Source organism: Paenibacillus sp. JT22N15, assembly GCF_059383755.1.
Genome location: NZ_JBXENV010000024.1, coordinates 1 through 24,235 on the forward strand (window position 1 = coordinate 1; position 24,235 = coordinate 24,235).

Annotated in this window: 20 protein-coding genes, 1 tRNA gene and 1 rRNA gene; 20 read left to right on the plus strand and 2 right to left on the minus strand. The window is 49.4% G+C overall.

What is annotated here, in order from left to right:
• Positions 1-91, plus strand: a 23S ribosomal RNA gene (locus AC50X8_RS30590); the annotation flags it as partial.
• 361 nt (positions 92-452) lie between these two features.
• A complete protein-coding gene (locus AC50X8_RS30595) occupies positions 453-1,724 on the plus strand; it encodes an MFS transporter (protein WP_056037532.1) in 1,272 nt (423 codons plus the stop codon).
• A gap of 34 nt (positions 1,725-1,758) precedes the next feature.
• On the opposite strand, the gene AC50X8_RS30600 is transcribed toward AC50X8_RS30595, so the two are convergent.
• On the minus strand, positions 1,759-2,535 hold the full coding sequence (locus tag AC50X8_RS30600; RefSeq protein ID WP_494883351.1) for a YheC/YheD family protein: 777 nt from the start codon (positions 2,533-2,535) through the stop codon (positions 1,759-1,761).
• Between the two features lie 790 nt (positions 2,536-3,325).
• Between AC50X8_RS30600 and AC50X8_RS30605 the strand changes: the two genes are divergently transcribed.
• From AC50X8_RS30605 to AC50X8_RS30640, 8 genes are all read left to right on the plus strand, one after another.
• Positions 3,326-4,345 carry a beta-ketoacyl-ACP synthase III gene (locus AC50X8_RS30605; protein ID WP_494883355.1) on the plus strand — a complete coding sequence of 340 codons (1,020 nt, stop codon included), beginning with the start codon at positions 3,326-3,328 and terminating at the stop codon, positions 4,343-4,345.
• Entirely contained in the window at positions 4,335-5,546 is a 1,212-nt protein-coding gene (locus tag AC50X8_RS30610; protein ID WP_494883360.1) for an ATP-grasp domain-containing protein, read from the plus strand. The genes AC50X8_RS30605 and AC50X8_RS30610 overlap by 11 nt, the downstream gene beginning before the upstream one ends.
• A gap of 17 nt (positions 5,547-5,563) precedes the next feature.
• Positions 5,564-6,562 (plus strand): NAD-dependent epimerase/dehydratase family protein, encoded by a 999-nt coding sequence (locus AC50X8_RS30615; protein WP_081418895.1) that lies wholly within the window; start codon positions 5,564-5,566, stop codon positions 6,560-6,562.
• The gene (locus tag AC50X8_RS30620) at positions 6,559-7,404 is read left to right on the plus strand and encodes an MBL fold metallo-hydrolase (RefSeq protein WP_494883362.1); all 846 of its coding nucleotides are present in this window, start codon (positions 6,559-6,561) and stop codon (positions 7,402-7,404) included. The genes AC50X8_RS30615 and AC50X8_RS30620 overlap by 4 nt, the downstream gene beginning before the upstream one ends.
• Positions 7,401-8,714 carry a F390 synthetase-related protein gene (locus tag AC50X8_RS30625; RefSeq protein ID WP_494883364.1) on the plus strand — a complete coding sequence of 438 codons (1,314 nt, stop codon included), beginning with the start codon at positions 7,401-7,403 and terminating at the stop codon, positions 8,712-8,714. Before AC50X8_RS30620 ends, AC50X8_RS30625 begins: the two co-directional genes overlap by 4 nt.
• A gap of 31 nt (positions 8,715-8,745) precedes the next feature.
• Entirely contained in the window at positions 8,746-9,903 is a 1,158-nt protein-coding gene (locus AC50X8_RS30630; RefSeq protein ID WP_494883366.1) for a GNAT family N-acetyltransferase, read from the plus strand.
• 125 nt (positions 9,904-10,028) lie between these two features.
• Positions 10,029-11,042, plus strand: coding sequence for an HD-GYP domain-containing protein (locus tag AC50X8_RS30635; protein WP_494883368.1), 1,014 nt, complete (start codon positions 10,029-10,031; stop codon positions 11,040-11,042).
• A gap of 61 nt (positions 11,043-11,103) precedes the next feature.
• Positions 11,104-12,186, plus strand: coding sequence for a GGDEF domain-containing protein (locus AC50X8_RS30640; RefSeq protein ID WP_494883370.1), 1,083 nt, complete (start codon positions 11,104-11,106; stop codon positions 12,184-12,186).
• Positions 12,187-12,250: 64 nt separating this feature from the next.
• Here the strand turns inward: AC50X8_RS30640 and pdxR are convergent, their stop codons facing one another.
• Positions 12,251-13,714, minus strand: coding sequence for a MocR-like pyridoxine biosynthesis transcription factor PdxR (pdxR, locus tag AC50X8_RS30645; RefSeq protein WP_494883374.1), 1,464 nt, complete (start codon positions 13,712-13,714; stop codon positions 12,251-12,253).
• A gap of 173 nt (positions 13,715-13,887) precedes the next feature.
• Between pdxR and AC50X8_RS30650 the strand changes: the two genes are divergently transcribed.
• The 10 genes from AC50X8_RS30650 (at position 13,888) to AC50X8_RS30695 (ending at position 24,223) form a co-directional block, all read left to right on the plus strand.
• Entirely contained in the window at positions 13,888-14,844 is a 957-nt protein-coding gene (locus tag AC50X8_RS30650; protein WP_494883376.1) for a carbon-nitrogen hydrolase family protein, read from the plus strand.
• A gap of 38 nt (positions 14,845-14,882) precedes the next feature.
• Entirely contained in the window at positions 14,883-15,017 is a 135-nt protein-coding gene (locus AC50X8_RS30655) for a hypothetical protein (protein WP_494883379.1), read from the plus strand.
• Positions 15,018-15,291: 274 nt separating this feature from the next.
• On the plus strand, positions 15,292-15,864 hold the full coding sequence (locus tag AC50X8_RS30660; protein WP_494883381.1) for a nucleotidyltransferase family protein: 573 nt from the start codon (positions 15,292-15,294) through the stop codon (positions 15,862-15,864).
• 115 nt (positions 15,865-15,979) lie between these two features.
• A complete protein-coding gene (locus tag AC50X8_RS30665; RefSeq protein WP_494883383.1) occupies positions 15,980-16,564 on the plus strand; it encodes a TetR/AcrR family transcriptional regulator in 585 nt (194 codons plus the stop codon).
• Positions 16,565-16,630: 66 nt separating this feature from the next.
• Positions 16,631-18,088: a DHA2 family efflux MFS transporter permease subunit gene (locus AC50X8_RS30670; protein WP_494883421.1), complete on the plus strand. Its 1,458-nt coding sequence runs from the start codon at positions 16,631-16,633 to the stop codon at positions 18,086-18,088.
• A gap of 113 nt (positions 18,089-18,201) precedes the next feature.
• Positions 18,202-18,283 (plus strand) — tRNA-Leu (locus AC50X8_RS30675).
• A 191-nt stretch (positions 18,284-18,474) separates the two neighbouring features.
• Positions 18,475-19,524: a LacI family DNA-binding transcriptional regulator gene (locus tag AC50X8_RS30680; protein WP_494883385.1), complete on the plus strand. Its 1,050-nt coding sequence runs from the start codon at positions 18,475-18,477 to the stop codon at positions 19,522-19,524.
• Between the two features lie 31 nt (positions 19,525-19,555).
• On the plus strand, positions 19,556-19,750 hold the full coding sequence (locus tag AC50X8_RS30685) for a hypothetical protein (protein ID WP_056037493.1): 195 nt from the start codon (positions 19,556-19,558) through the stop codon (positions 19,748-19,750).
• Between the two features lie 46 nt (positions 19,751-19,796).
• A complete protein-coding gene (locus tag AC50X8_RS30690) occupies positions 19,797-21,197 on the plus strand; it encodes an ABC transporter substrate-binding protein (RefSeq protein WP_494883387.1) in 1,401 nt (466 codons plus the stop codon).
• Positions 21,198-21,358: 161 nt separating this feature from the next.
• Positions 21,359-24,223, plus strand: a complete 2,865-nt coding sequence (locus AC50X8_RS30695) for an extracellular solute-binding protein (protein WP_494883423.1) — start codon at positions 21,359-21,361, stop codon at positions 24,221-24,223.
• Positions 24,224-24,235: the final 12 nt, after the last annotated feature.

Genomic DNA, 24,235 nt, shown 5'->3' on the forward strand with positions numbered 1-24,235 from the left:
CCCCTTGAAGACGACGAGGTTGATAGGTTCGGGGTGGAAGCGCAGCAATGCGTGCAGCTGACGAATACTAATCGGTCGAGGGCTTATCCTAACAAACACGCTAAAGTTTCAGACTTTGTCTTTCGCATCCAGTTTTCAGTGTGCAACACACATAGGAAACTTTAGCTTCATATTACAAGCCTGCCACTAATCATGTGGCAGGCTTGTTTATTTTTACACAAAAACGAATATACCATTTGCCTAACTTTATACATAGCCGATATTGTATGAAAACACTCGTTAACGTTCAATAAATAGCTTAAACCCCCTTGAAACGGGCGTACAACAGCATTTAAGGCTGTTTTCCAAACCGTTAACGCTTTCAGGCAACGGCTGACCGTCTAGCCCTTGTGCTAAAATGAACGGGAAAGATGAAGTTCATGTAAATAGAGAGAGGCAGGGGCAGTATACATATGCGAACATGGCCGAGATTGGACTATTTTTTCAGCAGGGGAGCGGCTATTCCACCAGAGAGAAGGCTAGGCAGGGAGGCTATTATCTCGATTGTCATTCATGGTTGTTTTCAATTTGGTGCATCCATGTCTGGATTGTTTCTTAATTTGTACTTGTGGCGGTTAACGCAGGATTTAACGGTAAATGCGCTCTACAACATTATTGTATTTCTAATGACACCAATTACGTTTGCAGTTGGGGGTTGGATCGCGAAACGCAAAGACCGAATGGTGACGTACAGGATTGGCATCGTTTTAATAGCTGTCTTTTATTTAATGGTCGTTATTACGGGTGAGCAGGTCGTTAATTATTATGTTTTGTTCGCCATATGTAATGGTATTGCAGGGGGACTATATTGGACCGGATATTTAGTCATCCAATATGATGTTTCTACAGAGGCGAATCGGATTCGTTTTCTAGCGCTGAATATGATTGTGTTCAACACGGCGGGATTGCTGGGCCCGGCGCTGGCCGGATTTATTATTTCCCGTAATGAAGGGCTGCAGGGATATGTTATTATTTTTTTACTCGCCTTCGTTATGTTTGTTATAGCGGCCATCGTGAGCTTCCGGATTCCCATTGTGAAATCGCATCACCGTGCTTATTATTTAAAATTTATGGGGCTTGCGATGAATAAAAACAGGCGGTGGTTCAAGGCGCTCGTCAGCTTTTTTATACTTGGGCTTTTTCAAGGGATTATGTTGTTTTTACCGAATATTTTATTGTTTCAGACGGTGGGGCGTGAAGATCGGGTCGGTTACTTAGGCGTAGCCTTTTCAGCACTTACCGTTATGACGGGGTATGTCATATCTAGGAAAGCACAGAAGGAGCAAGTCCAGAGATATGTGCTATTTTCTACAACAGGAGTCGCCATAGGGGCTGCGCTGCTGCTAATTGCAGTTGATTTTTGGTCCGTGCTTTTGTTTATGATTTTGTTCTCCATCTGTAATCCGCTTGCTGTCAATACATTGACCTCTTATTATTATCGGCTAATTGGCACACTTCCTCTTAAAGGACAACTGCGTGTAGAATGCGTCGTTATGCGTGAGTTGTTTCTGAATGTCGGCAGAGTTGTGTCGATTGGCTGCTTGATCTTGTTTGCTGGCGATGTGACGTCTGTCTGGCTGCCGGTCGTACTGTTCGGGGCTGCACTCGCACAATATTTGCTATCTTTATTAATTAGCGAGAAGCAGCCCGATCAAGCAAAGGTATCTGAACGCGCAGGAGGCTAGACTGCCTTTCAACAACAGGCAAACGTAGCATAAGCTAATCGTCCTTTCGGCCATAGCTTTGGGCAAATCGCATAATCCGGTTGTAGGCGCGGCGATCAATCCATTTTAACGGACGGAATTGGGGATGGTTGGAATTGACCTCCAATATCCACAGGTGCGTGTTGCGGTCCAAGGCAAAATCGATGCCCATTTCAAACATGCCCGCTTTATGCTTGCTGAGGGCACGTGCTACTGTCAATGAGTGCTGTGTCAAATGGCCAATGAGCTCGCTGCTTTTGGCATCTTCATATCCTTTGCGCTGCACCAGCTTATGCATCGTCCAAATTTCGCCGCCCTGATGGTAGTTGGTGACGATTTTACCTTTGGCGCCTACTTTAATAAGGAAGCCGGTAAGATGCCATATGCCGCCCGGTTTTCGCTGAACCATGGCACGAATATCGTAGGGACGATTTTCGACTTGATCGAGGCTGACTGCTTGTTGAATAATAAGGCGGGAAGGCTTGGCAGGCAGCAAATGCTCATAAACGTCATCTAGACTGTGAAAAAATTTGGAAAGCTGCTTTTTGCTTTTTGTATAAAGGAGCTTGTAGCCGTCGTTTAGGGGCTCAAGCTTATGCACACCGACGCCAAGCGAGCCGATATTTGGCTTAATGTATAGCGCGTGATGGGCAGCAGCCATCATCTTCAGATTGGATAAGGTGAAGCTGGTGGTGCTTGGTATGAGCGGTTTAGTTGAAGCATTTTTTTGCAAAAAACGGCACACCTTCAGCTTGCCACGAATGGTCGCGCTGCGATACGTTTTCGTATACATCATTGTCACCTCGTAGCCAGTGTATGATAGCAGGAAACAACGAAATTGTACGGATAACTAGAATGTTTACGAAAAATAATGAAATCAGCAAAAGCCCTCAATCGCTTGTATCAAGCGGCGGAGGGCTTTTGCCTGAAGGGAGAAGGGCCCAAGGCTCATCCTTATATAGGCCGAATGACGAAAAGCTCACTCGAGGTTGTTGGAAATATGAGCTGCCCAGCAGTCGATTTAGGGTTGGAGATGAAAAGTTAAGCGCTTAGCTCCAAATCCACCTTAAGCATGAGCACATGGCTGACAATCGTTGCGCCGAATAGAGGAACGGAAAGTATTTCCTCGGCAATATTTTTGATTGCAAATAGTTGCTTAAATTCGGCGCTGTCTTCTGGCTGGACTAGGGAATATCAATTATGTAGCTGAGCCGTTCCTCGAAATGGAACGATTGGTTCATCACCTAGCTGCTCATGATTTCAATTTCCTCAGCAAGGGTAATAATAGGCTGCTTGAGTTTAATGGATGAGCTTAGTAGAGCACAACTATGAGAGTGATTAATATAGAAACTTGGCATATTGAAGCCTCGCAAGCATAGCGGTAAAGCACGTTTAGCCCGTAAAGCACCCTCCTAGTAATAAGTGACAATAGAGTGGAATTTAAAGGTTAATATGTAAATTAAATGAAGGTTGGAAGGGTACTAATAAAATTTGGTACTATGTCCAGCTATGCACCATCTAGTAAGATAAAGTAGCAATACACATTAAGATAGACAACAAGCTAATAGATGGCGGTGAGGGTTATGCATGCAAGAAACAAGCATAAGCAACAACGGAATGTACGAATATGGGGGACAGGCTCCTACTTGCCATCCCAAATGGTGACAGCGGAGCAGCTGGACGAAAAACTGAATAAGCCGCAAGGCTGGGTATATAAGAAATCAGGCGTGAAAATCAGGCATTATGCAGCTGGCGAAGCCGCGTCAGTCATGGGCGCAAAGGCTGCCTTTGCGGCTTTGGAGGATGCAGGACTTGAGCTTGACGACATGGACTGCATCATTTGTGCCAATGCGATTCCTGAGCAGCTTATCCCGTGCACAGCGGCGCTCATCCAAGATGAGATGTGGGCAGGCGAATCAGGTATTCCTTGTTTCGACATTAATACGACCTGCTTGTCGTTTCTAGCGGCGCTTGATATGGTGTCTTATATGATAGAAGCGGGCAGATATGACACAGTGCTGCTTGTATCGCCGGAAATTGCATCAAGCGGCCTTAATGACAAGCATCCCGAAAGCGCGACGCTGTTCGGCGACGGGGCAGCAGCGGTAGTCATTGGCAGAAGTGGTGAAGGCGAAAGCTCATCCATTATCGCCTCCCGTATGGAGACGTACGGATCGGGACGCGAGCTGTCGGAAATTCGCGGAGGCGGCTCAGGATTGCCTTCCACACAGTACGGGGCGGCAAATGCGGAGCAATATTTGTTTGCGATGCAGGGCGAGGCGCTGTTTCGCAAAACGTCTAAGCTGCTGCCCGACTTTATCCAGCGGCTGTTTCAGGAAGCGAGCATCGACATGTCCGAGCTGAAGCTCGTAGTTCCGCATCAAGGCAGCGCCCTTGCCATGCGGCTGCTTCAGAAAAAGCTTGGCATTGCGCCCGAGCAGTTCATGAACATTATTGAAAATCACGGCAATATGATTGCGGCTTCTCTGCCGATGGGCATTCATCTGGCCATCCAGCAGGGCCGCTTGCAGCGTGGTGACCGCTTTGCGCTCATTGGCATTTCAGCGGGCATTTCGTTAGGCGGGATGATTATTGAATATTAAAACAGGCCAAGAGCAGGGAATACGCACCGGGCGGCGCATCCTTATTACGGGAGGCAGAGCGCCAGCTGCGCTGGATTTAGCCCGTCAGCTGGCGGAGCAGGGTTATGAGGTTTATGCAGCGGACAGTATGGCGAGTCCGCTCATTCGCTTTTCAACCTGCATTAAGCGTTATGAGATGCTTCCAGCGCCACGAGTGGACGAGGCGGCATTTGGCACAGCGCTTGCGGTAATGGTGGAAAAGTACAGCATCGAGCTGCTTATTCCAACCTGCGAGGAAATTTATTATATTGCCAAGCTGCGCGGCAAGCTTGGAAGCTGCATGGTTTTTACCGATGAAGCGGAGAAGCTCACCGCCCTGCACAGCAAATGGGCGTTCATTGAGATGGTTCGGGAGGCGGGGCTTGCCGCCCCAGAGACAAAGCAGCTGCGTTCCTACACTGAGCTAAAACAGCTGCATAATCCCGCTTCAGAGCAAATATGGGTGCTGAAGCCGGTCTATTCCCGCTTTGCAACGAAAGTGCATATATGGCATGCAAACGAGTCGCCGCCTCCTGCTGCGGAACTGCAGCTATCCGCAGATTCCCCTTGGGTAGCCCAAGCATTCGTAGCAGGACAGGAATATTGCACGTATTCAATTGCAAAGGATGGCAAGCTGCTTGCCTATTCCGATTATGCAGTCGACTTTACTGCTGGACGGGGAGCCAGCACCTTCTTTAAGCCATGCCATCAGCCGCAGCTGCGGCAATGGGTGGAGACGTTTGCCGCACATACGCAGTTTACAGGCCAAATCGCTTTTGATTTTATAATAGACGAGAGCGGCGCGGTATGGCCGCTTGAGTGCAATCCGCGAGCGACGAGCGGATTGCATCTGTTCGACAGGCGCGACCGGCTCGGCCGCGCCTTGTGGGGGACTGGCCAGCCCAGCAGCATCATTATGCCGCAGCAATCGCGGGGCAAAATGATCGCGGCAGCGATGCTGGCCTATGGGCTTTCGCAGCAGCGGCGCCAGCGTGGGCTATGGCGCGGCTCTTGGCACTGGCTGGCGAGCATGGCAGGCGGCCGGGATGTTATTTTCAGCTGGAAGGACCCTGGTCCATTTCTGATGCAAGGTTATGTTTGGTTTGATTTATGGCGGCGGGCACGCAAGGCGGAGCAGCCGCTTATTGCTTTTACAACTGCTGATATTGAATGGAATGGATGAGAAAGGAGAAGGCGAGGATGAACATACTGGTAACAGGGGCTACCGGATTTTTAGGAGAAAATGCGGTATATCGACTGCTGAAGGAAGGCCATACGGTGACCGCGGCCGGGCGTAATCAAGAGGCAGGCGGGCGGCTCAGCGAGGCGGGGGCGGCATTTTTACAGCTGGATTTAGCCTCCAGTGCAATGAGCGAAGCGATTGCCGGTCATGACGCCGTGTTTCATTGCGGCGCCTTGTCTTCGCCTTGGGGCAAGTATCGCGACTTTTATGCATCCAATGTCAGGGGCACGCGCCATGTCATACAAGGCTGCCTTGAGCACGGCGTCCAGCGGCTGGTGCATGTGTCGACGCCTTCGATCTATTTTGACTATCGCCATCGCTTTAATATTGCAGAGCATGAGCCGCTGCCGAAAGCAGCGGTCAATCATTATGCGGCGACGAAGCTGCTTGCCGAGCAAGAGGTTGACCACGCTTATCGTGAGCAGGGGCTGCGCGTTGTGACGATCCGGCCGCGAGCGTTGTTCGGACCTGGCGATAAGGCGATTTTTCCAAGGCTGCTGCGGGCAAATGACAAACGGTTTATACCAGTGTTCGGAAGCGGTCAGCCGCTTGTCGATATTACGTATGTGGATAATGTGACGGAGGCGCTCATGCGCTGTCTGTACGCCGATCCGATTGTGCTTGGACAGAAATACAATATTACGAATGGCGAGCCTATTCAGCTGTGGGAAGCTATGGCGAGGCTGTTTGAAATGCTGAATAAACCGATCCGGACCAAGAAGATTGCATACCCCGCGGCGTATAGTGCGGCCTCTTTGCTGGAGCTGGCGGCGAAGCTGCCGGGGCTTGCCAAAGAACCGCTGCTGACCCGTTATACGGTCGGCATTCTTGCGTTCAGCCAAACGCTTTCTATTGAGAAGGCGCAGCGGGAGCTTGGTTATCGGCCTCTCGTGAGCGTCGAGGAAGGGCTTAGGAGGTTCGCGGCCTGGTGGAAAGAGCAGGAGGAGACACGATGAAAATTACCTTTCATAATACGGGCTACTGCAAGCAGTTGGAGGCGCTAGCGATTAGCGGGGGGCGCTGGCGGCAGCAAGCATTTCCAGGTATTTTTGCTATAATGGAACATCCTGTGCTAGGGCCGGTATTATTTGATACCGGCTATTCGCCGCGCTTTCTCGAAGCGACGAAGCGGCTGCCTTATGCGCTTTACCGCTGGACGACCCCCGTTACGCTTGCCGGGGAACGCTCTGCGGCGGAGCATGTGCAGGCGGCAGGCTATTCGCTGCGCGAGGTTAAGCATATTATCGTCTCGCATTTCCATGCCGACCATGTTTGCGGCTTGCGAGATTTTTCCGAGGCGACGTTTATTTGCTCGCAGCAGGCATATGAGGCTGTCCAGCCGCTGAACGGATTTGCAGCGGTGAAAAAAGCTTTTTTGCCCGAGCTGCTGCCGCCTGATTTCGCCAAGCGGGCACGCTGGATCGAGCAGTCGAACGAGGTGGACCTGCCAGCGAAATATGCCCCCTTCCATAAGGGGTACGATTTATTTAATGATGGAAGCGTAACGGCTATCCGTTTGTCTGGCCATGCGGCCGACCAATTCGGACTCCTGCTGCAGGGAGATACGGGGCAGGAGCTGCTGCTCGGCGCAGACGCTAGCTGGTCGGAGGCGGCGGTGCGGGAAAGTCGCCCTCCTCATGCGCTAGCCTCCATTGTGTTCGACAACCGGGTGGAGTTTAAGGAAACGTTCGACCGTCTCGTCGAGCTGAAGCGGAGAAATCCGGAGCTCCAGCAAGTTTTCACGCATTGCGGGGAAACGTGGAAACGCTGCACCGCGTGGCAGGGGGCGAGAGCATGAGAGTATTAAGGCTGCTGGTTTATTATGTGCTGACACGGGTGCGCGCCCGGCGCTTTCGCAGCCGGAAGGCGCTGGAAGCCTGGCAGCACCGCAAAGTTGTGGCACTTGTGAGGCGGGTACGCCAGCAATCGCCCTTTTACCGAAGCTATTATCAAGGGCTGGATGCACAAAATTGGCGCAGCTTCCCGACGATCGATAAAGCGGTAATGATGGACCATTTTGACCGGTTGAACACAGCGGGTATTACGAAGGAGGAAGCATTCCGAATCGCGCTGCGCGCCGAGCGGGAACGGGACTTCTCCGCGCAGATCGGCGATATTGCGGTCGGACTGTCGTCAGGCACATCAGGCAGCCGCGGCTTGTTTCTGGTCAGTGCCAAGGAACGCGCAGCGTGGGCGGGAACGGTACTGGCAAAGGCGCTGCCAGCCTCGCTGCTTGTGCGGCAGCGGATCGCTTTTTTTCTGCGGGCGGACAGCCATTTGTACCAAAGCGTGCGCTCCAAGCGGCTGCAATTCCGTTTTTACGACATGATCCATCCAGTAGAGGACAATGTGCGATTGTTAAGCGAGCAGCAGCCGACGCTGCTGGTTGCACCGCCGTCCATGCTGCGACTGCTCGCTGAAGCGCAGCTTGCCGGAGAGCTGTTCATTGCGCCGGGTAAAGTGATCTCGGTTGCAGAAGTGCTTGAGCCGCTGGACAAGCGGCTTATCGAGCAGGCTTTTGGGGTGCGCGTCGATCAAATTTATCAATGCACAGAAGGCTTCCTCGCTGCCACCTGCTCACAGGGTACCCTGCATCTGAACGAGGATATACTCGTCATTGAGAAGGAGTATGTGGACGAGGAGCAGCGTATCTTCTCGCCAATCATCACTGACTTTTCACGGGAAACCCAGCCTATCATGCGATATCGGCTTAATGATTTGCTGACGGAGGCGACGCAGCCTTGTGCCTGTGGCTCCACTTTTACGGCGATTGCCTCCATTGAAGGCAGGACGGATGATTTATTTTATGGACGCGATGCGGATACACAGCGGTTTGTGCCGATTTTTCCCGATTTTATAAGGCGGGCGGTCATTATGTCCTCGGAGCGTATAAAGGAATACAAGGTCGTTCAGCAATCGGATCGGCAGCTGGAAGTAGCTCTGCGCGTCGATGGAGCGCCTGAGGAGCTTCAGCCGGAGCTTGCCGCTGCGCTGTCCAAGCTGTTTACTTCACGCGGCTGCATGGCGCCGCTAATTGCATTTGTCCCGTATGAAGCGGATGAGGGGCTGCGCAAGCTGCGGCGGGTGGAGCGAAAGTGGAAGGTTTAGAACAGATGAAGGAAAGAAAGGAGGGTCAGCTTTGCCCCTATCTAAGACGGTCGTTAAAGAGCTGAACCTAACAGAAATAACAGAGCTTGCCGCAACAAAAAAGGGGGAACGAAATAAAGCGGTTGAATATATGCTTCCTTTGATGCAAAACGGGGTAAATTTATTTATCCGCAACGTGCGCACGGAGCTGCGGCTGCTGCAGGCGGGCCAAGCATGGCTGCCCATGACGGTTAATGAGCAGGAATATGACAATTCCTATGTGTGCTCCCCTTATGGAACGTATGTCAAGTATGCGGAAGAAGAGCTTTATTTGTTGGAAAATCCGCTGCTGCGCTTCCTATGCGGCTCCTTGCTTAAGGCAATTGCACCGCTGCTCCGCTGGGCTCAGATTGACCGAAACGTTCATGTGAACAACTGGCTGCTTTCAACGAATTTGTATACCGAAATAAGCTCGGATGAGCTGGAGGGGGCTATACAGACGTTAACAGCAAGCTATCCGAAGCATGCGATTATTTATCGGTCGCTTAACAGGCGAACGAATGGGGAGCTGCTTGAACAATTGCTGCAGCAGGGCTATGTGCTGGTCCCGAGCAGGCAGGTTTATTTTTTCAATGGAGCTGTTCCGTTGTACTTGAAGAAAAAAAATACGAAGTGGGACGGCAAGCTGCTCGCCCAGTCTGACTATCGTATCGTACCGCATGCTGAACTCGGCGAGCCGGACTATGAGCGTATTGCAGAGCTGTATGACCTGCTGTATGTAGGCAAATATTCGGCGCTTAATCCCCAGTTTACCGCTGAATATATTCGCCACTGCCATCAGAAAGGTCTGCTGGAAATGACCGGACTCCGCGATGAGCAAGGGGTTTTGCAAGGCGTGATGGGCTGCTTTATTCATGGCGAGGTCATATCGGTACCGCTGGTCGGATACAATACGGCGCTACCCCAGCATAACGGCCTCTACCGAATACTGATGCATTTGGCGATGCAAGCGGCAGCGAATCGCGGACAACTGCTGCATCTCAGCTCTGGCGCGGCTGATTTTAAGCGCATTCGCGGGGCGGAAGCGGAAATGGAATACAGCGCGGTTTACATCAGGCATCTTTCGGCAGGTCGGAGAGCGGTATGGCGCGGTCTTAGCAAGCTTTTATTGGCGGCCGGCGTTCCGCTTATGAGAAAATATAAGCTGTAAGAAGAAAATTTCGCTGTTTGAGGAGATAATACAATAAAATTCAAAAAAGTTTCAAACCTGTAAAGTATAATGGAAGAGTGCGTATTAATACATATTCTTCATTTGAGAGCGCAGGTGTTTGGAAGATGGACAACGGCAATCAATTGTTTTTGGGAAAGCAGCTGGCTCAGGATTTATTTAATCATAACGGGGTGCTAGTTGCTCCTGCCCATACAGTATTGGATCAGGAACAGCTGGACTTGATTTATCGTCATGCGATTGAACTGGAAGAAAGAGATATGAAGCGGGACAAGGGAAAATCGCAGGCGCAGGAAAAGATGGACAACTGTACGCAATACATGGCGGAGCTGTTTGAGCAAATTCGTTATGCCAAGCAAATTCCAGTGCTTCAGATCCGGGAAAAAATCATTCCTTCGATTAACGAGCTGACGGACCTTCCTGATTTTTACGAATTGCTGGGAGCTTTGCAATCCAAAGATGATTATTCTTACCGCCATAATATAGGGGTAGGTGTATTATCTGCATTAATTGGAAAATGGATGGATATGGATGAACGCGATCTCATGCAGCTCACGATGGCGGCCACGCTCCACGATATCGGCAAAACGAAAATTTCAAATGAAATATTGAATAAGCCGGCATTGCTTGATCCGAAAGAATTTGACCTGATGAAAAAGCATACGATCTTTGGCTATGAACTGCTCAAAGAAACCGTTGGCATTAATCATATCCAAGCTTTGGTAGCGCTTCAGCATCATGAACGGCAAGATGGTAGCGGTTACCCGCTCGGCCTGCGCTCTGAGCAAATCGCCCCGCTTAGTAAAATCGTAGCAGTAGCGGACGTTTTCCATGCGATGACTTCTGATCGGCCATATCGCAAAGCACTGCCCTTTTATGAGACGCTGATCCAAATGAACAATAATATTTTTGGTGAGTTTGATCCGCAAATCAGCAAGCTGTTTATGGACAAAATGATGCAGTCGATGCTAGGGCATCAAGTGCTGCTCACCAACAATGAGATTGGCTCCATCGTATTGATCAATCCACAAAATGCGCTTAGACCGTTAGTGAAAATGAATGACAACTTTATTGATTTAAGCAGAGATACGAGTTTGCATATTCTCAAAGTTGCGCCTTAAGGCAAGCCGCATGCTATTTCTATGGAAAACGCCGTTGCAGCAAGGCAGGTAAAGGACATTTATGATAATAATAACGATTTTATCCGTTACATTCACATTATTTTTTTTCAGCAAGCAGCTCATAAATGCTCTGCTTCGTTTGAATTTATTGCGCTTCGAAGTTAGAAAGAAACTTTTGTTTGGCGTGGTATACGGCGTTTGCGGCATCTTAATCATGTGGTTTGGAGTGCCGGTATCCGATCACGGCATCATTGATTTTAGATATTTCTTTATTATAATTGCTGCGTACTACGGGGGCCTGCATGCTTCTATGCTGGCATCTGCTCTTATTGCAGGGGGACGAATACTGCTGTTTGGCGGCTTAAATGACGCCTCCATCGCCTCCGCAGCATTTATTTTGTTGCTAGGGGTATTATCAGGCATTATTTTTGTGAACAAGCGCCTAGGTGGATTTTGGACAAAATGGAGCGTTTCTTTGCTGGTGTTAATGGCATTGCTTTATGGAAATGCTTGTTATACATATGGTATGGAATGGTCCAGCCCGACTATAAAGTTTCTATTCCCGCCGCTGCTTGCCAGCGGCCTTGTCGTCGCATATTGCGTGCGTAATTTGACGCAGCGCGACGAAATGTTCCAGCAAAAGGAACAGGAAGCGACAACGGATTTTCTTACTCAGCTGGCTAATGTCAGAGCTTTCGATGCGGCGTTTAACCGCTTGTTTATTCAGGCAGAGAGTGGAAAGGAGCCACTTGCTCTCCTGTTTCTGGATATTGATTATTTCAAAAAAATAAATGACACCTACGGCCATCCCGCAGGAGATGCTGTTTTGCGCGAGCTAGCGGCTATTGTAAGGCGCACGGTTAGGGCAGAGGATGTTGCCTCGCGCTATGGCGGTGAGGAATTTTCCATTTTGCTGCCTAATTGTTCACCGTCCGGCGCTTATGCTTTGGCTGAAAATTTACGCAGCAAAATTGAGAATTGCCAAATTGCCGTTAATGACAAGCAAAAGGTAGGCGTGACCGTCTCGATCGGCATTGCCTGCTATCCGGAGGTTGAGCAGGAGTTTCTAATTGATTATGCCGATCAGGCTTTGTATCAGGCTAAGCTCTCTGGCAGAAACAAGACGATATTGTGGCGCTCTTAAAGCAGCATGGCTCTATGCTTACCGTCTTGTTGCAAGCTTGCTTCATGGCGCCAGCCTTATGGCTTCAGCTTTTCGAGGCCAGGCTGGCGCGCAGTGCGGCTGCCAATCGTTCGATTCCTATTTCCATTTGCTCGGGCTTCGGCCGGGCATAGCTTAGACGAATGAAGCCTTCCTCCGAGCCATACACACTGCCAGGAACGAACACAAGCCCTCTCTGAATACTTTCTTCCAGCAGGCGATGATCGCTGATGTTCTCCTTGGATTTACACCATAGATTTAGCCCTCCTGGGTGCGCGGTAAAAGCAAGTTTTTCTGCAAAATAATGCTCCAGCGCACCGATCATTCGCTGTTGCTTGGCCTCGAGCGCCTTTCGCAACATTTGCAAATGCAGCGGAAATTCGTTTGAAGCAAGCAGGCGGCCAGCCAGCCACTGAGGCAAAATGCTAAGGCCAAAGTCCATTTGCTGCCTGGCATCGGCGAGGCGGCTCACGACCGTTTGCGGTGCGACCAGCCAGCCGATTCGCAGGCCCGATGCGGCGATTTTGGATAATGTGCCAATATAGAGCACGATATCCTCCGTGTCCAGCGCCTTTAGTGATGGCAAAGCCTGATTGTGAAAGGAAGTCAGGCTGAACGGGTCGTCCTCTACAATTGGAATACGCAGCTCAGCAGCTATGGCTAATACGCGCTGCCTTTTTTCCATGCTCAAAGAAGTGCCTGTCGGATTTTGATAGTTCGGATTGAGAAAAAGCATGCGAATGCGATGCTCGCGGTACAATCGCGTTATGTCATCCGGATCAATGCCGTCATGATGAACCGGAAGACGGCAAATACGCAGTCCCGCAGATTGAAACATCGGCAGCGAATAGCAGTAGGAGGGATCTTCGATCGCAACGGCATCTCCTGGGGCAAGCAAACATTGCGTTATTAAATAGAGCGATTGCTGCGAGCCGGAAGTAACGAGAATAGAAGCTTCAGGAGCAGCAATGCCCTGTTTCCGTAAAAAAGCGCTTAGCTCCACCCGCAGCTGCGGATTGCCCTGTGGATGATCATAGCCTAGCGGCTCCGTGAAAGGCTGCTCCTGCATAATGGACTGGAGCAGTCCGCTCGGAAATAGCGACTCCGCCAGTTCGCCGCTCGCCATGTCAATCATCTGGCCATGGTGGCGCATGGATGAACGAATTCGCCTCATAAAGGGCAAATTAGGCAGGAAGCTGCCTCCTTCTGCATATTGCCGCCAATTCGGCGTATGCGAAGGGGATATCCCCCATTTATTGCGGCTCACGGTTGTGCCGCTCCCAACTTTGCTTTCCACTAAACCGGCTGAGCGCAGCTCGGCATACGCCTGTACAACCGTGCTGCGATTAACGCCTAATTGCTCCGCCAGTTTTCGTTCGGAGGGCAGCGGGCTGCCTGGCGGATATTCGCCGGAGGCAATGCTGCGTTCCAGCAGCTCGGCAATTTGCAAGTAAACAGGCGTTTTTAATGTTCGATCCAGCTTCCACGTCATGCCGTACACCCCGTTCATTATCGATTTGTCTAATTGGATTATTCCATTCATTATAGTCCATTTTGGCGAATTGGATGGTCATTTTAGTGGATAAATGGATGGTTACATGATCAGCCAATCCATTTATGATGATTAATAAGAGAGGTGGCTGCCCATGTAGGGGCAGTTGTCTTAGGGCGGGGGATGAACATATGGAGCACCACAAGGTGAAAGTTGGCGTTGTGCAGGCTGCGCCTAGTTTATTGGATAAGCAGTCGGCGTTCAAGCAAATAGCCGCCTATGCCGGCGAGGCAGGCAGACAAGGAGTCAAGCTGCTGGTGTTTCCTGAAGTATTTATCTCCGGTTACCCGCGCGGCATGACGTTTGGAAATCGCGTTGGAAGCCGGACAGCGGAGGGACGGGAAGACTTTCGCCGTTATGCGGAAAGTGCAATAACGATTCCGGGCGAGGATACTGACCTGTTAGGGGAAATTGCTGCCGAAAATGGCTTATATCTAATCGTTGGTGCGCTTGAGCGCGACCAGGAATTTAGCGGTGCGACGTTGTATAATTCAATTGTATATATAGGCCCTGATGGCAGGCTGCTGGGCAAACATCGAAAGCTTATTCCTACTGCTGCGGAGCGTCTGCTCTGGGGGCAAGGCGATGGCAGCACGCTAACGGTTATCCAAACCCCTTTTGGACGAATAGGCGGCTTGATTTGCTGGGAAAACTACATGCCGCTGGCTCGGACCGCCATGTATGCGAAAGGTATAGACATTTTTATAACGCCTACTGCGGATGCCCGCGATACATGGCAATCGACGATTCGCCATATTGCCTGCGAGGGCCGCTGCTATGTGCTGTCGAGCAATCAGTTTGCTACAAAGTCTTTATATCCGAAGGATTTGGCGAGCTTTGCCGAGCTGGAGCAGATGGATGAGGTGCTGAGCAGGGGCGGCAGTGCTATCATTGGGCCTCTAGGGGAATATATAGAAGAGCCTGTTTATGGGCGGGAGGCGCTGCTCGTGGCGGAGCTGGACATGTCGAAAATCGCCGAAAGCCGATTTGACTTTGATGTGGTCGGGCATTACAGCCGGCCGGATGTGTTTCAGCTGCATGTTAATGAATCCACACAGTCTAATGTATTTTTTAAGAGCACATTATAAAGGGGAAGAGCAGCTGTACAGCAGAAGGGAGCAGAAAAATGGACGTGCCAGTTGGCGTATGGATTGCCTCGATTGTTATTGTTGGCATTTTAGCATGGATTACTTTTTGGATTACGAACAAGGCTTACTCAAGAAAATGGGATGAAAATGACGAAGACAAGCTGAAAAATTAAAGCATGGCAGCGAAAGCTTCAGCAGAACATGATTACCTATAATTCAAGTTTTTCGAACGCTTTGCCGGCTTGTAATCAGCCTGGTAAAGCGTTTTTTGCATTTATGAAATATAGGAAAGTATAGCATTGCGCGATACCTTCTCTATATTTCTCGGATTGAAACGCGCTGCGCCGCCAAAGGACGGTCACAGCCGTTTCACCTTGTAAAAGCTCTTCCCAATAAGCGGTTTTTCAGTTAATATGAGAATATATGTTCGGTATTGGGGGCGGATTGATGAATCAAGAGTCATACATTATGGATATTATTCGGGGAGACGATTGGATGATGGACATCCTGCATACGGCAAGGGGGCTCGATTTGCCGGACTGGTGGGTATGCGCCGGGTTTGTGCGTTCTAAATTGTGGGATGTGCTGCATGATTTTAAGAAACGGACGCCGCTTGCGGATGTGGATGTTATTTATTACGATGCCGCGTATCCGAGTGAGCACATCGAGAAGCAGCTGGAGCAGCAACTGCGGAGTTTGAGACCTGAAATTCCTTGGTCAGTGAAAAATCAGGCGAGAATGCATGTCGTCAGCGGCTTGCCGCCTTATTCCTGCTCGGTGGATGCGATTTCCAAATTTCCAGAAACGGCGACTTCGCTTGGGGTGGCGCTGGATGCGAATGGCCAGCTTCAGCTAGCGGCTCCATGCGGAGTAGCTGATGTCCTTCAAGCTGTGTTAAGGCCTACCGTTTATTATGAGCAGGGGACGGTCAATTACCACGTATACGAACAAAGAATCGTTAAGAAAAATTGGCAGGCGACATGGCCAAAAGTTTATAAAGCAGAGCAGCAGGAGGGATGACAACATCATATCTTAACAAAAATTAGTGCTGTAATTACGAGTATGCGCATTGACAGCCTGCCTTTTTTCTCGTTTAATTAAATAGACCGTTCTCTATAATTAAGGTGGTGAAAAGGTGGCTTCAAAGCCGAATGCCCGCCAGCAGATCATAGATACAGCAATGAAGCTGTTTTGTGTGCAAGGGTATCATGCAACGGGGTTAAATCAAATTATTAAGGAAAGCTCTTGTCCGAAGGGGTCCTTGTACTACTATTTCCCTGAAGGCAAGGAGGAACTGGCGGTTGAATGTATTTCAACGATTAAGAATTTTGTGCTGGAAAAATGGCGGATGAATTTTGAACAGACTTCTAGTCCTGTAGCAGCCATCCAGGCCCATATTTACGACATCATTCACGATGGGAAGCAATCGCAGTTTAGAGGATTTATGCCATTCAGCTTTTGGATGGCTGCTGAGACATGCCTGATTAGCGAAAGACTGAGAGCAGCGTGCCAAGTCGTTTTTATTGAATGGCAGCAGTATATTGCCCAGCAGCTCGTTGCCAATGGAGCGAATGACAACAGCGCTGCTGAAATAAGCAATGTGATTCTTTCCTTAGTGGAAGGTGCGCTTATTTTGGCCATCACTCATGGCGATGAGAAGCCGCTCGTCCATATTTCGCGTCTCGTGCCGTCAATTGTTAATGGTGGCCCAGCAAGCTAGAACAACAGGTTACAGCAAAATGAATTTTTAATTCGCAGGAGGATGACATAAGTGCAAGCAGGAACGATGCAAGAGACTTCAACTTCACCCAATAAGACTTACAAAGTAATGCCGATTATGATTTCGCTATTGCTTAGCGGATTTATCGGTTTTTTTAGTGAGACCGCTCTGAATGTAGCATTGACAGATTTAATGAGAGATTTGAGCGTTAATGAGGCCACTGTACAATGGCTTACGACTATATTTTTGCTGACGCTGGGAGTATTGGTGCCGGTATCAGGCATGCTGCTGCAATGGTTTACAACACGGCAATTGTTTGTATGGTCATTGATTTTTTCTATTATAGGAACATTCGTAGCAGCTATTGCACCGAACTTTGAAACGCTGCTTATTGCGCGTGTGCTTCAAGCAATCGGAACAGGGCTGCTGCTGCCGCTATTATTTAATACAATTCTCGTCATTATCCCGATTGAGAAGCGTGGCGCAGCGATGGGGATTATCGGCCTCATTATGATGTTCGCACCAGCAACGGGACCAACTTTTGCCGGTATTTTGATCGCGAACTTAAGCTGGCACTGGATTTTCTGGGTGTCCTTGCCGTTTTTAATTATTTCGTTATTTGTAGGGCTTGTCTATTTGCAAAATGTTTCCACCTTGACTAGGCCGCGTATCGACATATTGTCGATTTGCTTGTCTACCCTCGGCTTTGGCGGTGTTGTATACGGCTTTAGCAGCGCGGGAGAAGGCGAGGATGGATGGGGCAGCGCGAAAGTAATTATCGCGATGACCGTAGGTATCGTTGCACTCATTTTATTTGTTTTCCGCCAGCTTAAAATGAAAGAGCCAATGATTAATTTGACGACGTTTAAATACCCAATGTTTACAATCGGCTTGATTATGGTGTTTATTTGCATGATGGTTATTTTATCCTCCATGCTAATACTGCCTATGTATTTGCAGCGCGGCCTAATGATGAGTCCGTTGACTGTTGGGCTGCTTCTCCTTCCAGGTGGACTTATTAACGGCTTCCTGTCTCCTGTAATGGGAGGACTGTTTGATAAATATGGACCGAAATGGCTCGTTCTCCCAGGCCTGCTGGTCGTATCGGTTGTATTATGGTTTTTCTCTGATATTTCTACCGCGTCGACGACTGCGTTGATCATCGTGCTGCATTCTCTGCTAATGATCGGGATTTCGATGATTATGATGCCGGCGCAAACGAATGGTTTGAATCAGCTTCCGCCTGAGCTGTATCCGCATGGAACAGCGATTATGAACACCTTGCAGCAGGTTGCGGGTGCCATTGGTACTGCGCTGGCAGTAAGTATTATGACAGCAGGAATGGAAAAATTCCTTAAGACAGCAGAAGGAAATCCAGAATCGCCAGCCAACTTGATTAGCGGTTTGACCGTTGGTGTGCAAAATGCTTTTATATTTGCCATGGTGATTGCCCTTGTTGGGCTTGCCATTGCTTTCTTCATTAAGCGAGTGAAGGTGACGGCAGCAGGCAAACAAGGAGCTTAATTTCAGCTCTAAATTGAAGTGCAAATTATTGTTTTAAAACTTTTTTTGAAAAAGGCTTGCGTGATGCGATGTTTTCTGATATATTATGTTTATTCGCTGTTAGCGAACATCGCGCGCGTGTGGCGGAATTGGCAGACGCACTAGACTTAGGATCTAGCGTTTCACGACGTGGGGGTTCAAGTCCCTCCACGCGCATTATGAATGGAAGAGTAAGGACTGTTTCAAGTAGTTTTTAACTACTGAGAAACAGTCCTTTTCTTTTATGTTTTTTTAATGCTATCCGCCCCTTATTGCTCTATTAGCGGCAATGGATGTCATCCGTTACATAACATGTCCGATTTTGCTATAATGGGACGATACATGATAGCAGAAGGGAAGCGTTGGGCTTGAAACAGGTCACCATATATGATATTGCCAAAGAGGCCAAAGTATCGGTTGCCACCGTATCCAGGGTATTGAACGATACCGCCCCGGTAAAGGGATCTACACGAGCCAAGATTGAAGAGCTTATTCAAAAATACAACTTTCAGCCTAACGCAATGGCCAGAAGCTTACTAAAAAAAGAAACCGGCATTATTGGTGTCATTGTTCCTGACCTAACCAATCCCTTTTTCCCGGAAGTGTTCGCTGGAGCGGAGGAGGAGGGACAGCAGTCTGGGCATACTTTTCTGCTTAGCAATTCTATCGGGGATTACGCGAAAGAATCGGAGTATCTCAGCATTATGCGGGAGAAACGCGTCGATGGTGTTATTTTTTTAGGGGGAAGAATTAATTTAAAAAACTGCGATGAGCATTTGGTGCAGGAGCTCGTGCAGCATGCCAGCATCATTCCGACTGTGCTCGTTAACGGCGGGCTGCGCAATACGAACTTGATTAGAGTTGCTACGGACGAAGCGGTAGGTACTGCTCTCGCGGTCCGGCACCTAATCGAGCTGGGTCATACCGAAATCGGCTTCATTGGCGGGGAAAGCCATATGACGACAACTTCAATCAAGCTGCGGGCCTTCCGAAAGACGATGAAGGATGAGGGGCTTAGAATTCGGGACAATTGGCTGCTGCCGGACAGCTTCTCCATCGATTCGGGCAAGCGCCAAATGCTGAAGCTGCTCGAAATGGAAGAGAGGCCAACCGCTGTTTTCTGCGTCAACGATTATACCGCGATCGGGGCAATTAAGGCGGCGACGGAGGCTGGACTTACCATTCCAACTGACATTTCGATTGTTGGATTTGATGATATTCCGCTGGCGCATCATTTTATCCCTGAGCTCACTACCGTTTCTCAGCAGGCGCATGAGCTTGGGCGAATGGCGGTTCAAGTGCTTAAAGCGATCATGAAGAAGGAAAAGGTCAAACAGCTTACTTCTTTGGCACCACAGCTTATTGTTCGGCAAAGTACGGAAGCGCGGTGCGGCCAAAAGAAGGTCAGCTCGAATTAGAAGGCTGCATGAGGGGAGCTTTCCGCGCCTGATGCAAGAACGCCCTGAAAGAGCAGCAAGCCAGATGTTTATGGCTTGCTGCTCTTTTTTTAGGCCTAATGGAATGAGCGAGACAGCGATTATTCGCATCGATCCATATCTGGAAGATCTAAACTTTAATGTTGACCATAGTAAGGATGCGAGCTATACTGAAATGGGTTTCATGAAAGCCTTTACATTTAATTGACCATCAATTAAGGGGAGCGTGCTGAACAGTGAAACAGATGAAAAAGATGAAATCGATGTTGCTTATTTTATTAACGGCTGGATTGATGATTCTGTCTGCTTGCAGTAGCAACAATGCGGGAAATGCAATAGCTACCCAAGCGCCTGCCGCAACGGCAACGGCAACAGCTGCGGAGGAAACGATTGCTCCTAGCCAGGAGCCTGAGCCTCCAGCCGCCGATTTGGGCGGCAGAGAAATTCGCATCTCGCATTGGTGGGATGCTGCCCCTGACGGAGATTCCGAAGCGGATGAATTGGCACGTGAAAGAATCAAAAAAGTGGAAGAAAAATATAACGTGAAAATCAAATACTTAAATACGGAATATTGGTCGACTACAGAGAAGCTGTCTTCCTCTGTGATGTCCAACGATCCTTTCGCTGAAATTGTCCGACTGCCTGACGGCTTCATATGGGGCCTGATGCAAGGGGGATTTTTGACGCCATTGGAAGATTACCTTAAAGATACGCGAATTGCACCGGATGTCGTTGAAGCGATGCGCTTTGGCGGGGATCATGTATTTGGACTAGAAAGCTGGTATAACCCGAATGATACCGGGATGTTCTATAACAAAAGGATTTTCAAGGAAGCGGGCTTAAAAGATCCGCAGCAGCTAATGGACGAGGACAACTGGAATTGGACGGCGATGCTGGATGCCGCGAAGAAGCTGACCGTAGACAATAATGGTGACGGAAAAGCGGACCAATATGGCCTTGCCGGTGCGCATTATGTGTTCTCGGAGCTGCTCATTGCCAGCAACGGCGGCATTATTTACGACGAGGCGAACAAAAAAGTAGCTTTTGATTCACCCGCTTCTATGGAAGCGCTTAACTTCCTGTATAGCCTGTATAACGAGCATAAAGTTGTGAAGAAAAATGAAGGAAACGACTGGGAGGATCCGGCGAAATATTTTGCAGAAGGTACGATTGCGATGTATCCGGGCGGCTTGTGGGAAATCGAAGGACGCCTCCAGGATAAGATGAAGGATGAGTGGGGATACGTTTATCTTCCTAAGGGACCGCAGGCAGACACCTATTTAGATCCGCTTGGTCAAACGGCAGCTTACGTCATACCTAAAGGGGTCAAGGATGCCGATGTCATCGTGAAAATTTGGGAGGAGCTTCAGGATTTCGATAACTGGCAGGAAAATCGCAGGTTATGGCAGGAAAATGTGCTGCCGGATGAAAGCTCCATCGCTAACGCCATGAATGACGATGGAAAGGTACAGCGTGTGTTCGGCGGACGCTTCGGGGGGCTCGGTATTAAGGATCAGCTCGACTCCGTAACCGGCAAATTCGTCAAAGGCGAAATTACGCCGGCAACAGGCGTCGCCCAAGTCATTGGGCCTGCGCAAGCGGCTGCTGAAAAAGTGCTTAGAGGCGAGCAAGACAAGAAAGACGACAAAAAGTAAATGCCGAAAGCTTTGCCCATAAAAAAGCGGCCTGCCCGGCTTTCCGATTGGGAATACCGGGCGGTTGCCGTCAAACAAAATTTCGCCAGTTTATAAAAGGGGGGAATTAGGTGGAAATCGTATTTACCAGAAAAACGTCCGCTAGGATAATAGTTATCGCTATGCTGATTTCGATATTGGTTTTCCCTATATCTCAGTCCGGCGCAGCGAGTGTTCAAGCTGACTCAACGACAGCAGCCGATCCAAACGGCGACCAGAGCTTTTTGACAAATGAATCGGAAAACAGCTACGGCCATTACATGCAGCGCTACAAGGACGAAGAACGGCCTCAAGAGGAGATTGTCATTCAAGGGGCGGATTATACAAGCGCAAGCGAAATGGAACCTGAGATCATCCATGAGCTCGGCGGCGTATCGGGCGACTTCGTCAAGACGGGAGAAAGCGGCTCCATGGAGTGGGAGCTTGAGGTGCCGAAATCCGGCCTGTATCATATCGCCATTCGCTATTTTCCAATCGAAGGAAAAAGCTCGGCAATCGAGCGGGAGCTGTTGATCGACGGAGTGCTGCCGTTTGCCAGCGCCAGAAATTTGACCTTTCAGCGCATATGGAAAAATGAAAGTGATCAAATTTTGCAGGATAACCGGGGAAATGAGCTGCGGCCGCGCCAGGTAGAATCGCCGATGTGGCAGGAAGCGCTGCTGCGGGATACAGAGGGCTATTACGAGGAGCCGTATGTCTTTTATTTTTCGGCTGGCAAGCACACGATGACGCTGGTATCTTCCAGAGAACCGATGGCGATCGACTATTTGAAAGTATACCGCTATGATGAGCCTTCATCTTACGAGGAGGTAGAGCTGGGCTACAAGTCCAAGGGCTATGCGGAGACTAGTGGACATTTGATTAAGCTGCAAGGCGAATATGCCGCTTACAAGTCGTCTCCGACCTTATATCCAATTTCCGACCGTTCAAGCCCGTCTACAGAGCCTTATGACGTATCCAAGATTAAGATGAATACGATTGGCGGCAACAATTGGCGGGTGCCGGGCCAATGGATCGCATGGGACGTTGAAGCGCCAGAGGATGGATTATACCGGATTGCGATCAAGAATAGGCAAGAATTGCTGCGGGGCATTTATTCCACTCGCTCGCTATGGATTGATGGGGCCATTCCGTTTCAAGAAATGACGCAAATTCCGTTTTATTATGATTCGGACTGGCAGATGAATGTGCTCGGCAGCGAGGAAAAGCCCTATTTATTTTATATGACGAAAGGGAAGCATGAGCTGAAGCTTGAGGTGAGCTTAGGCGCAATGGCTCCTTTGATTCGCCAAGTAGAAGCAAGCCTGCTCGACATCAATGCGATGTATCGCAAAATCCTGATGATTACCGGCAATGTGCCGGATCCTTACAGGGATTATCAATTAGATAAACAAATACCCGACATGGTCGGCGTGTTTCAGGAACAAAGCGACATTTTGTACGCCGTGTCGAAGGAGCTAGTGCGCCTGACAGGAGAGAAGAGCGACAAGACGGCCATATTGGATAAAACTGCCTATCAATTAGCAGATTTGGCCCAAAAACCGGAAACGGTCCAGAAGCGGCTGTCTCAATTCAAAATCAATGTTGGCAGCGTCGGAGCTTGGATTTTGCAAGTGAGGGAGCAGCCGCTTGAAATCGATTACCTCGCCTTGGCTTCGTCTGATGTAGAGCTGCCCGGTGCGAATGCTTCAGCTTCTAAAAAAATCGTTCATGAGGTATCTTCCTTCTTTCATTCCTTCTTTGAAGATTACGATACGATTGGAAACATGGCGCAGGATGAGCAATCGATAACAGTATGGATCGGAACCGGCCGCGATCAGGCTCAAGTGCTGAAAGCGATGATCGACGATACCTTTACGCCGCTAACCGGTGTGGGAGTGAACCTTAAGCTTGTCAATCAGGATGTGCTGCTGCGTGCGTCTCTGGCGGGGGAAGGACCCGATGTAGCTATGCAGGTCGGCAACGATGTGCCGGTAAATTTCGGCATGCGGAACGCAGCGGAAGATTTGTCGCAATTTTCAGGCTATAGGGCGGTCGTGCAGCAGTTCAGGGACAGCGCTATAGTGCCTTACCGCTATGAGGACAAGGTGTTTGCTCTGCCTGAGCAGCAAATTTTCAATATGCTTTTTTACCGGAAGGATATACTCGAGGAGCTGAAGCTTGAGCCGCCGCAAACGTGGGATGATGTGTACGCCATGATTCCGGTGCTGCAAAAGCATCATATGGATTTCGCGCTGCCGATTGCCCAGACGACGGGTGTTCCTGTGCTGGAAGCGAATCGGGCGTTTGCCATGCTTTTGTACCAGATGGACGGCTCCTTCTATTTGAACAACGGGGCAAAAAGTGGACTCGATACAGAGGTCGGGCTAGATGCATTCAAAAAATGGACCGACTTCTATACGAGCTACAAACTGCCGCTCATCTTTGATTTTCCAATGCGCTTTCGCACAGGAGAAATGCCGGTCGGCATACAGGATTATACCTTCTACAATTATTTGAGCGTATCCGCGCCAGAAATTAAAGGCTTATGGGAGTTTATTCCCGTTCCGGGCACCGTGCAGCAGGACGGTTCCATTCGCCGGGATGTGGCTAGCGGCGGGACGGCCGCCATTATGCTTAAGCAGGCTAAAAACAAGGACGCAGCCTGGGAATTTATGAAATGGTGGGTGGGCAAGGATGCCCAGGTTCGTTTCGGCAGAGAGATGGAGGGATTGATGGGCGCTGCAGCGCGTTATCCGACCGCCAATATCGAAGCGCTCAAGGAGCTGCCATGGCCGGCTCGCAATTATCGCAGCCTCGAAGAACAATGGCAATGGGTGCAGGGCGTGCCGGAGGTGCCGGGGGGGTATTTTACAGGAAGGCACTTAGACAATGCTTTGCGGGAAGTCATTAACAATGGAACGAATACAGCCGACTCCTTATACGATTATGTCCAAGAAATCGACTATGAAATTGAGCAAAAAAGAGACGAATTTCATTTGAAATGAGGGGACTTAAGG

What these genes read in the sequence shown, in the direction of transcription:
- AC50X8_RS30640 (WP_494883370.1), top strand. Translation starts at nt 11,104, where the DNA reads ATGATAATAATAACGATTTTATCCGTTACATTCACATTATTTTTTTTC.
- AC50X8_RS30690 (WP_494883387.1), top strand. Translation starts at nt 19,797, where the DNA reads ATGAAATCGATGTTGCTTATTTTATTAACGGCTGGATTGATGATTCTG.
- AC50X8_RS30650 (WP_494883376.1), top strand. Translation starts at nt 13,888, where the DNA reads ATGGAGCACCACAAGGTGAAAGTTGGCGTTGTGCAGGCTGCGCCTAGT.
- AC50X8_RS30695 (WP_494883423.1), top strand. Translation starts at nt 21,359, where the DNA reads ATGCTGATTTCGATATTGGTTTTCCCTATATCTCAGTCCGGCGCAGCG.
- AC50X8_RS30685 (WP_056037493.1), top strand. Translation starts at nt 19,556, where the DNA reads ATGCAAGAACGCCCTGAAAGAGCAGCAAGCCAGATGTTTATGGCTTGC.
- AC50X8_RS30595 (WP_056037532.1), top strand. Translation starts at nt 453, where the DNA reads ATGCGAACATGGCCGAGATTGGACTATTTTTTCAGCAGGGGAGCGGCT.
- AC50X8_RS30670 (WP_494883421.1), top strand. Translation starts at nt 16,631, where the DNA reads ATGCAAGAGACTTCAACTTCACCCAATAAGACTTACAAAGTAATGCCG.
- AC50X8_RS30615 (WP_081418895.1), top strand. Translation starts at nt 5,564, where the DNA reads ATGAACATACTGGTAACAGGGGCTACCGGATTTTTAGGAGAAAATGCG.
- AC50X8_RS30600 (WP_494883351.1), bottom strand. Translation starts at nt 2,535, where the DNA reads ATGTATACGAAAACGTATCGCAGCGCGACCATTCGTGGCAAGCTGAAG.
- AC50X8_RS30625 (WP_494883364.1), top strand. Translation starts at nt 7,401, where the DNA reads ATGAGAGTATTAAGGCTGCTGGTTTATTATGTGCTGACACGGGTGCGC.
- AC50X8_RS30620 (WP_494883362.1), top strand. Translation starts at nt 6,559, where the DNA reads ATGAAAATTACCTTTCATAATACGGGCTACTGCAAGCAGTTGGAGGCG.
- AC50X8_RS30635 (WP_494883368.1), top strand. Translation starts at nt 10,029, where the DNA reads ATGGACAACGGCAATCAATTGTTTTTGGGAAAGCAGCTGGCTCAGGAT.
- AC50X8_RS30605 (WP_494883355.1), top strand. Translation starts at nt 3,326, where the DNA reads ATGCATGCAAGAAACAAGCATAAGCAACAACGGAATGTACGAATATGG.
- AC50X8_RS30655 (WP_494883379.1), top strand. Translation starts at nt 14,883, where the DNA reads ATGGACGTGCCAGTTGGCGTATGGATTGCCTCGATTGTTATTGTTGGC.
- pdxR (WP_494883374.1), bottom strand. Translation starts at nt 13,714, where the DNA reads ATGAACGGGGTGTACGGCATGACGTGGAAGCTGGATCGAACATTAAAA.
- AC50X8_RS30660 (WP_494883381.1), top strand. Translation starts at nt 15,292, where the DNA reads ATGAATCAAGAGTCATACATTATGGATATTATTCGGGGAGACGATTGG.